Source organism: Desulfosarcina variabilis str. Montpellier (assembly GCF_048565275.1).
Lineage (GTDB): Bacteria > Desulfobacterota > Desulfobacteria > Desulfobacterales > Desulfosarcinaceae > Desulfosarcina > Desulfosarcina variabilis.
In genome coordinates, this window is record NZ_CP159846.1 from 5708206 (window position 1) to 5721262 (window position 13057).

Annotated in this window: 6 protein-coding genes and 1 tRNA gene; 3 read left to right on the plus strand and 4 right to left on the minus strand. The window is 48.1% G+C overall.

Annotation, left to right across the window (positions count from 1 at the left end; genetic code table 11):
- The first annotated feature begins 319 nt into the window (after positions 1-319).
- The 3 genes from Dvar_RS25730 (at position 320) to Dvar_RS25740 (ending at position 3181) form a co-directional block, all read left to right on the plus strand.
- Complete coding sequence (locus Dvar_RS25730) at positions 320-811, plus strand: DUF3795 domain-containing protein (RefSeq protein WP_419655985.1); 492 nt, start codon at positions 320-322, stop codon at positions 809-811.
- Positions 812-1226: 415 nt separating this feature from the next.
- Complete coding sequence (locus Dvar_RS25735; RefSeq protein ID WP_419655986.1) at positions 1227-3011, plus strand: SLC13 family permease; 1785 nt, start codon at positions 1227-1229, stop codon at positions 3009-3011.
- A gap of 94 nt (positions 3012-3105) precedes the next feature.
- Positions 3106-3181, plus strand: a tRNA-Phe gene (locus Dvar_RS25740).
- Positions 3182-3317: 136 nt separating this feature from the next.
- On the opposite strand, the gene Dvar_RS25745 is transcribed toward Dvar_RS25740, so the two are convergent.
- The 4 genes from Dvar_RS25745 to Dvar_RS25760 form a co-directional block, all read right to left on the minus strand.
- Positions 3318-6830, minus strand: a complete 3513-nt coding sequence (locus tag Dvar_RS25745; protein ID WP_419655987.1) for an AAA family ATPase — start codon at positions 6828-6830, stop codon at positions 3318-3320.
- Positions 6827-8092: a metallophosphoesterase family protein gene (locus tag Dvar_RS25750; RefSeq protein WP_419655988.1), complete on the minus strand. Its 1266-nt coding sequence runs from the start codon at positions 8090-8092 to the stop codon at positions 6827-6829. The genes Dvar_RS25745 and Dvar_RS25750 overlap by 4 nt, the downstream gene beginning before the upstream one ends.
- 51 nt (positions 8093-8143) lie before the next feature.
- Positions 8144-10123, minus strand: a complete 1980-nt coding sequence (locus tag Dvar_RS25755; RefSeq protein WP_419655989.1) for an ATP-dependent nuclease — start codon at positions 10121-10123, stop codon at positions 8144-8146.
- A gap of 246 nt (positions 10124-10369) precedes the next feature.
- Positions 10370-13048: a DEAD/DEAH box helicase gene (locus Dvar_RS25760; protein WP_419655990.1), complete on the minus strand. Its 2679-nt coding sequence runs from the start codon at positions 13046-13048 to the stop codon at positions 10370-10372.
- Between the last annotated feature and the right edge of the window lie 9 nt (positions 13049-13057).

Here is a 13057-nt window from a genome sequence, read left to right on the forward strand (position 1 = left end):
TCAAGTCAAGCATGACGAGTCAAGCACTTTCTATGGGTTCATCAATTTATTAGATGACCAAATAAATCAAACGAACAATTTTACCACCATTAAATTTTTTCAGTCACAACGGGTGCGATATCTTGTCACTAATGACAGAGCAATGCCAGGGCTGATTTTGATGATTGGAATTTTCGAATGCGGGAGCAATGAGAAACAACCCAAAAGGAGGGCGATAGAAAAAACGATTGAGGTCACATCATCATCATTTACTAACTGTAACATCCAATCTTCCGGAACACGCGATGTTTGGGACCGGACAATCCTGGAGGTAAGTATTATGTCGATCAATCCGAATTTTGTTGCGCCATGTGGGCTTTATTGCGGAGTCTGTGCCATCCATATCGCCGGGCGAGACAATAACGAAAAATTTAAAGAAAGGCTGGTCAATCTGTACAAAGGAAATGTTGACGGTAAAGGCACGCTGCCCAACAGTGATCACCTTACCACAGCGGATATCAAATGTGGGGGGTGTCTGTCTGATGATCCATTCATGCACTGCAGCCAGTGTGAAATCAGGCGTTGCACAAAAACAAAGGGAATTGCAGGATGCCATGAATGCGATGATTTCCCCTGCTCACACATCGATAATTTTCCCATGGCGGTAGGCAAAAAAGTCATTTTGCGCGCCATCCCATACTGGAGAGAAGTGGTCACGGAAAAATGGATACGCGATGAAGAGGCCCGTTATATTTGCCCCGAGTGCGGGAACAAACTATTTCGCGGTGTTTTAAAGTGCAACCAATGCAAGACCAGGCTTGATCTTGACTAGTGTCTATTCAGAAATGGTGGATTGAACGGACAATCACCGACCACCTGCATAGCAGTTGTTTTTCTGCGGTATTATTGTTTCGCCGGAAAGGTCCGAACCTTTTTCGGGTCGCTCGAGCATAGCCCGAGGTTTAAATAAACTGCATTCAATTGACATCTTTTTTCGGCGTCCTACATTTCCCCAAGATAAGCGATTAGCCGTTAGCCATTAGTTGTCAGTCCTTATCTGTTGAAAACGTATCCGTAATTCGTTAGTCAACGATTGGTTAAACGCAAAATTTCAGCTATTCGTTGAAATTTTATTACTAATTGCTAACCGCTAACGGCTAATCGCTCATTTTACTTCTATAAACGCAAGCAATCCCCTCCCCTTGCAGTCAATTTCAATTGTCAAGGGATTACCAGCGGAGAAATATATGAGCCTTGATGCCTACCTCACCCTATCCCTATTAGTGGTGCTCTTCGTTCTCCTGATAAAAACGAAGATTCCTGCCCCCGCCATCTTTATCGGCGCGCTGACCGCGGCCATCACCCTGAAACTGGCCCCGGTTCCGGAACTGCTCAAAGGGTTCAGCAACCCGGGGATGCTGACCGTAGCCGTGCTGTTCATGGTGGCGGCGGGAATGTATGCCACCGGCGCCATTACTATGATCATGGACAAGCTCATCGGCCTGCCGAAGACCATTCTCAGGGCCCAGTTGAAGATTATGCCGCCCATCGCGTTTGGCAGTGCGTTTCTCAACAACACCCCGCTGGTGGCCATGATGATCCCGGTGATCCGTGACCTGTCCCGGGCCAGCCGCCTGCCCGCCCAGCAACTGTACCTGCCGCTGAGCTTTGCATCGATTTTAGGGGGGATGTGTACGGTAATCGGCACCTCCACCAATCTGGTCGTGGCCGGCATGGTCATTGACGCCGCTGAAAAGGGAATCGGCAGCGTTCATATCGTCAACATGTTCGATCCGGCCTGGATCGGTGTTCCCATTGCCTGTGTGGCCATCGGATTTATGATTTTAGCAGGACGCTTTTTCCTGCCGGGCAGAAAGACGGAAAAAGCCGATGATGCCATGATTCGCCGATATACCGCTGAATTTGAAGTTCGTGATGAATCACGCATCGTTGGACGCACACTGGAGGATACGGGACTGGCCAGTAGCGAAGGGATTGAAATCCTGTATATTCGTAGAAACGACAGCATTCTGACCAACGATCTCATGCACGAAGAATTGCAGGCCGGAGATCTGCTTGCCTTTTCAGCGGACTCCCAGAATATGGTCGAGCTGTGGCGCACCAATACCCTGGTTCCCCACCTGACCCTCAACCCCATGGAAACCGAACGTCACACCCACCACCTGGTAAAAGCCGTTGTTTCACGCCAGAGCAAGGCCGTGGGAAGAAAAATTCCCGATATCTCAGATAACGCCAGGGCCTGCCAGTACAAATTTGTAGCCCTTTCCCGGGATGGTCAGCCGGTGGATGGGCCGCTGGATGAAGTGACCATCGAGGCTGGAGACAGTGCGGTCCTTGAGGTCAATGACGACTTTTTTTACGAATGCCAGATTGAGCATGACTTTGCCCTTACCAAGGCCCTGAAGGGCTTCCACCTTCAGCGCACGGATCGCGCGGTGGAGGCCAGCCTGATCACACTGGTCATGGTCGCTGTGGTAGCCCTGGGCTGGATGAACATGCTCAACGCCAGTCTCCTGGCCAGCGGAGCGATGCTGTTGACCGGTTGCCTGACCCTTCATACCGCGGCACGCAGCATCGATTGGGGGACCCTGGTCGTAATCGCTTGCGCCATTGGCCTGGAATCCGCAGTGACCAGCAGCGGGCTGGCCGAACAGATTGCCGGGCTGCTCAACACAGTTGGACGTGACAACCCCCATCTGGCCCTGGCAGTCATCTTTTTGGGATGTTCATTTATGACCAACGTCATTACCAACAACGCTGCAGCGGCGTTCATGTTCCCCATCGCCCTGTCCACCGCCAACCAACTGGGCGTGAACTTCATGCCCTTTGCCATCACCCTGATGATTTCAGCCTCCTGCGCCTTTATTACTCCAACGGGATATCAGACCAACCTGATGGTCTGGGGGCCCGGCGAATATAAATTCACCGATTTTGTCAAGATCGGCTCGGTTCTGACAATTCTCGTGGCTGCGATGACCATCTGGTTGGCGCCGATTTTATACGAATTTTAAAATGACAAAAAAATGCACAAAAAGCCTTGACTTATTTTTTAAAAAGGGTATTATGCGGACTTTCTTGAGGGGGCAAAAGCCACTCGGGAAGCCAGCCGAGGTAGCTCAGTCGGTAGAGCAGGGGACTGAAAATCCCCGTGTCGGCAGTTCGATTCTGTCCCTCGGCACCAATGAAATTAAGGGTTTAGCTAAACTGGCTAAACCCTTTTTTCATGCCGTGTAACTGATATGTAACTTTTTTGCGGGAATTTAGGGTCAAAGCAGGGATGATTTGGCCAATTTAAAATACGTACACTGAAATTTCCATCAATGTAATGCATGGCAAAAAATACCTGCTTGCGCTTCGAGTTTTTCTGCAAGTTCGACAACCCTTCGATGATGTGTAAAAACCAAAACCTGAGTGTTGGCGGCAAATTCTGCAAGGACTTCTAAGCAAACCTTAGTGCGGTTATCGTCAAAACCAATAAGGATGTCGTCTACCACAAAAGGCATCGGCTCCCCTTTCTGCAGGTATTGCTCGAGGGTCGCAAGTCGTAAAGCCAGGTAAAGTTGATCGCGAGTTCCATCACTCATTTGATCAACCGACACCTCCAAGTCGTTTGGTCGAACGCCTAATAGAATTGGCATGCCGCTTTCGTTCAATTCATCTCGCAGGTTCGCGAAGGAGCCAAGGGTGAGCTTGGCAAACAATCGGCCTGCCCGTGCAAGGACAGGTGCCTGGTTTTTCTTGCGATACTCTTCTATGCGCTGTTCTAAAATGAGGGCCGCAATTTGGAGGCGAAGGTACTGCTCAATACCGTAAACCATGGCCGCTAGGTGCTGCTCCGCCTCCTCCGATGCGATGGCAGCAATGTCGCTACCATCTTTGGCCTGCAGTTCATTTTGAACCGTTTGTCTGTGGTCGCGCAATTTGTCACGAGTCGCCTGCAAATCCTTCAATTTATCAGAAACTCGATCAAGGTCATCCTCGACGGCATCGGCATCAAGTTCAACGGCCTCATTTTCGAGCTCTTGAATGCTTAAACCATCTCCATTACGTGTAAGCTCTCTTTCAACTGTCTCAAGCCGCTGCTTCAAATCACGCATGGTTCGGGAACGGTCCCACGCCGCTTCGAGTTCATCGTCTGTTTTGGCACTCGCCTGATCTCGCAAGGCCGCAAGCTGCTCCTCTATTGAACGGATTGTCAGGTCGGCATCTTCAATCTCCGCCGTTGTTTCTTTTTCCTGGGCCTGTATTTTTGCAAGGCCCGCCCTAGCTTCAAGCGCCTTGGTTAAATCCCTGTTCAGTTGTGAGGCTACAGATATAGCCTCTTGGTCATCTATTTTGAAACCGACGCCATGGGCGAATGCTATAACCTTTTGGTGAAATTGTTCGGAAACCTGATCAATCCCGTAAATCCTCCGCCGCAACTCTTCAGACTTGTCGAATTTGACAAAAAACGCCAGCAACTGCTCGAAGATCTCTATCACCCGCTCCGGGTGGGCATCGGTTTCCAACCCCAACCCAGCGATGGCCTGCGCCCATTCCTTTGACCAAACGGCCTTTTCTTTCTCGATGGATGCAAGGTCTTCAAACGCCCTTTTTTTACGAACAGATAGATCTCTCAGTGAACGCTCCAATTGACGCTTTCTTTCAAGCGCCGCTTCTTCTTTTTCGATACGCTGTTCACAGAGACTGATCATAGCTTCCAAGCTCATCGGATCCGGATCGACAGTGTCATCGAATCTTTTTATTTGCAGGGCAATGTTTTCCCTCAAGAATTTACAGTCCGACACCAACTTTTGCGCCTCTCCAGTAACAATCCGGGCCGACCGAACACTTGAAAGCAAATGGTCTACTTTCAGCAGCCATTGTTTCATCTCCCTGGGCGTTCCGGGTTTTATCTCCAACTTTTCCCAAATAACGTTCCATTCCTTCTCACAGGCAATTCGGCCAGCTTCAACGTTTTCAGTTTCATCGGTTGTGGATTTATGACGTGTTCTAAGAGCCTCTATCTTCGCTTCAAGATCCGCCCTTTTTACCACTTGGTCGGAGGCTAATCTAAATTGATCTGATATGTTATCCGCTTCGTCAACTTTTTGCTCGTAAAGCGTTGGCAGATCTGAATCATGTGCATATTCGGCGATTTCCTTTTCTGCATCGACTTTTTCGATGTACTTGCGCTTTATGAGATTCCATCCAGAATTGCGCGTCATTCGCGAAGCTTCAAGCTCGGCTATTGTCGGCGCATCGCTGGCCAACAGCAACGCTTTTAAATCCTGTTCCGTCCGTTTACGTTCCTCTGAAAGGTCTTTTTTGATACGGTCAAGGTCCTTTGTTTTTTCAAACAAATCATCAAATCTCTTTTCGAACGTGTCCAACGTTTCGGGTAGTGGCATAGCCAACTTCAAAAGCGTATCAATGGTTCCAAAAAACCGTCCAAGTCTCGAAAACTCATTTTGACATGCTTTTTTGTCTTCCGAAGCACGCTTTTGGGCTTCGTCCAGACGTTGTTCGAGATCACCAGCCTTGCGTGCAGCAGCAACCGCTGCTTTAAATTCACTCAAATCCAGGCTCGAGTCAGCGTGTTCGCTAATTTCTTTCTTAATTGTCGCCTGTTCGTCCTCAATATCCTTCGCTGCGCGTTCTGAGTTTTCTTGCTTCTGTTCCAAAAGGCTGTGTCGTCTGGCCAAGTCGGCGATCCACTTTTTATTGTTGATCAGTGGCCTTAGCTGGTTGGAATCAGCAACGTTGAGGTCTGGGCGAATACCCTTCAAAAGTTGTTCGGCTTCACTGCGAAGGAGCCGCCGTTTTGCATCTTGTTGAGGACGGTCCTGAATTGCTTTTTCAACGCCACCAATCTCTTTATAAAGCGCCAGAATCATTTCTTCGTTATCCAACAACTCAGTCTGAACATATATTTTCTCGGCGTTGTCATTCAAATGCACCAGCTTGGCTTGGGCTTTGGTTTTAATTTCTTTGATTGATCGCAGGCTATTGCGAGCAGCTTGTAATGTCTCTCCGAGTTCTTCCGGCAGCAGCAGGACCTTCCCCAGTGCATCAATGCGCTCAATTACAGTGCCTCTTTCGGCCAAAGCACCTTTTACGCGGTTGAATCGATCCAGGCGGCTTTTTTCCTTGCTTCTATCTTTGATGTCTTCTTCAGCCTTTTCGATGTCACTTATCGTGTCTGCCAGATCTTTTTTCAACCTTTTCCATTCTGTAACCGGAACACTTGCCTCTTTGACCCGCCTTTTTGCATCTCTGAAATCGCCGATCGCTTTGTTGACAATCTTTGTGGATGCCCTCGCTTTAAAAAGTGCTTCGGCGCCGTTTCGTAGGTCGGACAAAATTTCACGGAGGATTGCGGTACCCATTGCAGCACTGAAAAGCGCCTGACCAAGATCACCTGACTGGTTCAGCAACTCCTTACCGCCTTCCACCAGTCTGATATGATCGATGCCATACAATTTTACAAAGAGGTTCTCATCCATGCCACCAGGTAAAAACGGCGTTAGAGCAGAATCGTCAATGGACTCGCCGGTGCTTGGATCCAACAGCGTCCCTTTTGTCCCCTTCCTGCGAACGAATTCCAATGCTTTGCCGTCTGACAACCTGAGTTTACCACCTATTCGCAACTGTGGGTTGGTGTGGAGAAAGTTGTCGTTGGTACGTGCCGGTATTCCGAACAACCATCCGATAAGCGCTCTCAGTGAAGTGCTTTTACCCGCTTCGTTGTCACCATAAATCAAATGAAGACCTGATGCTCCATCTGACAGGTTCAACACTGTGTCGGAAAATGGACCATATGCTATCAAATCAAGCCGATCGATTCTCATTTCGCACCTCCGTCCATCAACAGCCTTCCAACCAACATCTGTTTGGCTTCATCAACAAGGCGTTCAAGGGTTTGAGGTTCATCAAGATTAAAGAGAGAATCGTCACTAAAAGCCTCGGATGGAATCTTCTGCCTGACCCCGGCAACTGTATCCTCAAGGCCACTGATATCTTCCGGCTTGGATGGTGTCGCCAATATGTCCTCCAGCAATCTACCTAATGCACTACCGTCGGCTAACACGGCATCCAAATTCAGTTTGCTGACCGTTGCAATTTCAACTTTTTCTATCCACAATCTATCCCCGGCGATTTCTGCACCGAGCGCCTTGATCCGCTGCTCGAACCTTTCCGGATATGCAGCAAGTTCATTTGAAATCCCCGTAGCGCCTTCGAAATGAACGCGCATAGCGACTGGCCGTCCCTCGGCTGACATCCCTTCATTGGAAATGGATATTCGTGTACGCTCAAGTACTTCTGTCATATCTGGTGCATCCGTCAGGTCTATACGGTTGTATACCCAACGTAGAACATCCAGAGGACACTTTTCGATTTCGCTCACCGATCCGTCCTCAACGGTTACAAGGATACACCCTTTTGGGCCAGTTTCTCGAATGTGGCGTCCCTGGATGCAGCCGGGGAAAATAATATGGGGTTCCTCGGACACAATTTCCTGCTTGTGGACGTGCCCCAAGGCCCAGTATTGATACCCTTTGGAACGTAGATCGTCTATTTTACATGGCGCATAAGGCGCATGGCCTTCGCGACCGTCAAGGCTGGTGTGCAGAAGGCCGATGTTGAACATTCCTTTTTCAGCGGCAACAAATTCTGAGGCAATGTTTTTATCGACATGCTGAGTGCCAAAACTTCGCCCATGAATCGCGACCGAATAATTGTCCAACTTTATTGTTTCAACTTTTCTTGACGACAGGATCTTCATATTGGCCGGAACATCAAGCGCCTTGGTCATACGGTTGGCTGCATCATGGTTTCCGGCAACAGCAAAAATAGGTATGTTGTTTTTACCAAGCCTGCCCATTTGCCGACTGAGAAATATGCCTGTGCTAAAATCATTCCATTCACCGTCGTACAGGTCGCCTGCTAATAATACGAATGCAACCTGTTCTTCGATGGCTAAATCTACAAGATTTTCGAAAGCTTTGCGGCAGGCACTACGAAGAGATTCAGCTGGTGCAGATTCGTATTTAGATAGACCGCGTAGCGGACTATCCAGATGTACATCGGCTGCATGAATGAATTTAAACATTACAAACTCCTATGGTCGAGCTCTTCTGTATTAGACATACTTGATATAAACTTATTCTGGTTTTTCCTGCTGGCTCTCGCAGAGACAGCTTTTTCCCCATTTTACAGCCACTGCTTTTTGAAGAATTGACTGGATTGATGCGGGGATAACAGGCGGATCCTGTGTCGTTAGTTTTCTTGCAATATAGCGTGCAATCAAAGGTTTTCCGGAATCCCCATGCAGCCCCATAACCGTTCTTGCATCGCCTGTTAAACCCTCAATATTAGGAATCTCAGGAGCAAGGTCAGTTTCCCATTTATTCGGGAAACAAGCTACATTATCGTGAATTAATATAGCAGATGGAGGGTCGGTATCTTCACCAATCAACGCAAGCAATTCCACGGATTTATCAACGATATTTTTATCGCCGTTGTCCTTGTCATAATCAAACAACATGAAACAGGGTATCCCCAACTCATTGAAAATTCGGTAAAGTCTGTCCATTGATCCCTTGCCGCCAGAATCGACAACACTAATATTCATTGAGTCCAGCGGATGGCCAGCCGTTTCAGCATATATTGGCAAGGCGTATTGTTCCGTTGGCCCTTCGACAAGTATTATGCTTTTCGCAAAGAATCCCTCACTACGGTTAGGGTGATAGGCATGGGAATACAACTCTCTCATGGAATCAATTGTCGCGGCAATACCTCGTCTACCCTTCAGGTCTTCGATCATGGCTTCCATGGGCAATTGCCAGACCACACTTTTGACCGTTTTCCGGCCACCAATTTCCTCCTGAACCGACTCGACCCTTATGACCTCATCAAAATAGGCAACATCCAACAGCAGAGATGAATGAGTTGAAAAAATCACCTGATCATCTTTATCTGCAATGCCCCTAAAGACCTTACGAATGTTTCGTTGAGCTTGTGGATGCATGTACAGCTCTGGCTCTTCAACAGCGAAAATCATGGGCTTCTTTTTCTGTTCGCCGACACCTGTAACCAACTCGGAATAACAGCGCAGTATTGAAAAGATGATTGCTCTCTGAAGACCGTGTCCTTTGTTGGTTACCACGTTCCGGAATCCATCATCAGCGAACAGCTGAGGGGTTGTCAAAAGCATTTCAACAGAAGGAGATTGGAATTCGATTTCCAAATCACAGGCCATGTACTCTTTCAACACATCATTCAATTTTTTTTCTGTACTAACGATACTATCTAACCGGTCAGCCCCTCCGATGCGGTTCAGTCTTTTTTGGAGACCTTCAAGCGTCGTTTCCAGCTCAACCTTTTGCTGTGCTGTTACGCTCTCCAGTACCGCATAAAGGAGTTTGCCGAAGGGATTGGTCTTCGTGACTTTCGCCTCATCTATGAGGTCTCTGACTGCCGGGACGAAGATGAAATGCGGCAAAGTCCCTTTAAGGACTCCGGCATAGCCTTGGGGATTATCGTTCCATGAATCTTCGAAATCATCATCTGTAAGATGGGCGTCGATGAATTCCTTTGCTTTCTCTTTCCATACTCCGACTGCAGGCTTAGTTGTTCCAGCGTAATCGAGGAAATCAGCATCACCGACCTTCAGGTTTTCTTTGTTATTCCACCATTCAGTGATGTTTTTTCCGTTGATTTGCCCTTCCTGGAGCCATTCATATTTGGGCATCGGTTTGCAGAAATGCTGACTGATGACAGGCTTGCCATCACCCGGGGGAGTGCCTTCTTCTTCTGGATCTTCCATTTTCCAAGTTGCAGATCGGGCAATATGGAATTTATCATCCGGTCTCAGGAATGGCTTCAATTTTTCGTCCTCTTTTTCAGCATCGGACAATTCTTCGAAAATGGCTTCGATCCATATATTGAGGTTAATGTCGCCGTTCCAAAATGTCTCTTTATCGACCTTGGTCGCAGATGGATTGAAAAGCAAATCTAACGCTCTGATGATCGACGATTTTCCTGCATTATTTGCCCCGACAAGGCCTTGCATGGAGCCAACGTTTATTTTCACATCCTTGCAGGAGCGATAGTTCTTAATATGGACCCACTTGAGTTTCATATCTTGGCACTCCTTTTCATATCAAAAATATAGAAAACCTATATATCCCATCATATCTTAGTTCTTAGTAATATATCGCGGATCTTTACCATGTCGAAGGTATCCTGGCCGCAGTAGGTAACCTAATGATAACCGGAAACAGATAGGTCTGGCACTTGCCTTCGGTGGTGAACTGCAGGACACTGTTCACAATCATTGTGGCCATTTCTATACCTTCAGTAGGTCAATGAAAATTATTCAATACAATTATGGAGCAGTTGGGATGAACAAACTTAAAAGCTTCGTTTCCGGTGCGTTAAATGGCGTGTTCAACTCATACATCTTTGCTTTTACCAACGACTCAGCCTCTTCTGTAAAATCAATCAGATTTCCTTTTGAATAATCGATATTGTCAATTGTTGTGATTTTTCTTTTTTTCAATATATCATTAAATAAATCAATCAATTGCCAATCATGGAGCAGCTCCTTTTTTCCCGAGGCGACACCCACGATGATTTGTTTGATATTGCCCTCCTGTGAAGTTATCCTGTCGTAAACTTCAAAAACCGATACCGCCTCACTTAAATCGGAAACAGCGGCGAAGCAGGCGTGAAAATTAGCGGCTTGTGTTATCGCCTGGTCAAAAACCTTGTGCCCCACTCCAACAACCCGCAGCGCAGCCTCTTTCCCTTTCACGTTCCTTTCAAAAAGCAGCCCTTCATATCGCCTTCTGATTCCAACATTCTTCAACCACTCTTCCGGCGTTTTGAATGCTATGCCTGCATTTTCTCTAATTACCCGCCTCTTGTTGATGGAGAGCATGGCCTCGAAAAAGAGCTGCAGGTCCTCGAGGTCATTCTTCGGAATCGATTCCAGATTCTGGTAATCAAAGCGCGAGCAGTTGCCGACCAGCGCTTTCACCGTATCAATTGCGTCCTTGCCGCCAAAAGTTTTTGTTTTTGAGTTAAACCAGTTATCCAAGCGAGAGTCACTAACCTCCGCCGCGTTGACAAAAAGCTCCGTAAACAGGGTGGGGGAGGTCATACCAAGAACCAGCTGAAGCAGGTCCTCCGGTTCGTCCATGGCGCCGCCAAGAGCGCGCATGATGCTCTCGATTTTTTCATTTAATTTCCCCCAAATCCTGCTTTCGACGGTGGCTGGATTCCGAAGGTTTATAACCTCTACCGGCATTTTCTGGCCATAGCGGTTCAACCTCCCAACCCGCTGGTGTAGGCGCATGGGATTCCATGGCAGATCGACATGGATGAGAGAGTAGCAGGATTCTTGCAGGTCAATGCCTTCTCCGGCTGCTTCGGTAGAAACCAGAAAACGAACAATTCCATAATTGAAAAGGTCGGCGGCATCGGTACGGGGAATGGAGATCGACCTCGGGACACCATCTGACCCAATTACACCATCAATGCGGTTATCGCCATTGATGAAGGAAACACAGTCATCGCCGAACTTTTGCATTAGAGCCGACATTAATAGCGCTTGGGTCGCTTTGTATTCGGTGAAAAACAGAACCGCCCTTCCTGCGAAGCGTGTATCGAGCACTTCGATGATTTTTTCGATTTTTGTCTCTCTCGTAACCGTCTCAGCCCTGTCAACAAGGATCTTAAGCTGAGGAATTTCATCTTCCATCAACGGCAAAGAAAATGAAATCTCAGCTATTATTTCTTCCTGGCGCTGCAGCTCATCGGTAAGGGATGAAACGTTTGTCTCATCTGCGGTATCAAGGATCCGGCGGATCAGAGCCTGACGTTCTCTGGCCGCTTGAAGGGCTTGTCCAGCCTGGCTTAGGCGTAAAAGTCTGCCGGACAATGCCTTTCTGATTGCGGCAATGGAACTGGAGGCCAGTTTTTGCATTGAGATCAGAACCAGCATAACGGCACGTTGATCGGTGCTCGAAAGCTTCGAGGCGTAGGCCTTTCCGGTGGCGATGAACTCAGTCAGAAGATCATAGAATGCTGCCTCCTCCTCTGTATAAGAATAGGTCTCTGAGGTAACGTTGACCGGCCTGAAAATCTTGTTGCCCTGCATGTCGGTAACATTCTGTTTGTTGTTGCGAATGATCACGTCCCGGATATGTGGGAGCTGTTCTTCAAGGGGCCTGTTGGGAGAAAACTGTTCAGGCCGCAACAGGCGCAAAAGGGAAAAAAACCCGTAGTCTTTTCCTCGATGGGGAGTGCCCGTAAAAAATATTCTGGATCGGGTGAGGTTTTCTTTAACAAGACCTTCTACCAGCTTGTACGCCAGAGTTGCCCCTCTCTCTTCATCGGAATTGAGATGGTGGGCCTCATCAACGATAAGCAGATCCCATGGCTCCGCCTCAAAGATCCGCTGATGACGGTCTCTCCGGTCATCACGCAGGGTCTGCATGGAGGCGACCACCTGGTTTTGGGTATTCCAGAAATCGGCGCGAGGTGTATCCGCTTCTGTCAGGTAACGGGCAAGGCGGATATCAAACATGTCGCGCAGCCGATACTGCCACTGCTCAACAAGCGAAGCCGGACAGATGACCAGGAGCCTTTTGACCTGATTCTTTGCAAGGAGAGGCCAAAGAATAAGGCCTGCCTCTATAGTCTTGCCCAAACCCACGTCATCGGCAACCAAGATTTGGGCCGGCCATTTCCGAAGAACGCGGTGACATACCCAGAGCTGGTGCGGAAGAAGGGCAATTCTTGACTTGGAAAACACCCCCCAGTTGTCATTTACGGAGATAATGGCTTCTGCCATGACGCGGCATATGGCCTTAATAGGCTGTGAGAGCCGCCCAGACTCGACATCCTCCAGCACCCCCGATTTTGCCTGCAGAGAGTCAAGCGCACACTCTTCAAGGCCATGCTTGAATCGGATAATAGCTGTTGTTCCCTTGTTAAATTCAACATGTCCGGTGCCAAATTGTGGATGGAAAACTGCCTGCCCAGCGGCTACTTTTGTCATGTTTCCCCT

Coding starts and splice junctions, on each gene's coding strand:
- Dvar_RS25730 (WP_419655985.1), top strand. CDS start 320: ATGTCGATCAATCCGAATTTTGTTGCGCCATGTGGGCTTTATTGCGGA.
- Dvar_RS25735 (WP_419655986.1), top strand. CDS start 1,227: ATGAGCCTTGATGCCTACCTCACCCTATCCCTATTAGTGGTGCTCTTC.
- Dvar_RS25745 (WP_419655987.1), bottom strand. CDS start 6,830: ATGAGAATCGATCGGCTTGATTTGATAGCATATGGTCCATTTTCCGAC.
- Dvar_RS25750 (WP_419655988.1), bottom strand. CDS start 8,092: ATGTTTAAATTCATTCATGCAGCCGATGTACATCTGGATAGTCCGCTA.
- Dvar_RS25755 (WP_419655989.1), bottom strand. CDS start 10,123: ATGAAACTCAAGTGGGTCCATATTAAGAACTATCGCTCCTGCAAGGAT.
- Dvar_RS25760 (WP_419655990.1), bottom strand. CDS start 13,048: ATGACAAAAGTAGCCGCTGGGCAGGCAGTTTTCCATCCACAATTTGGC.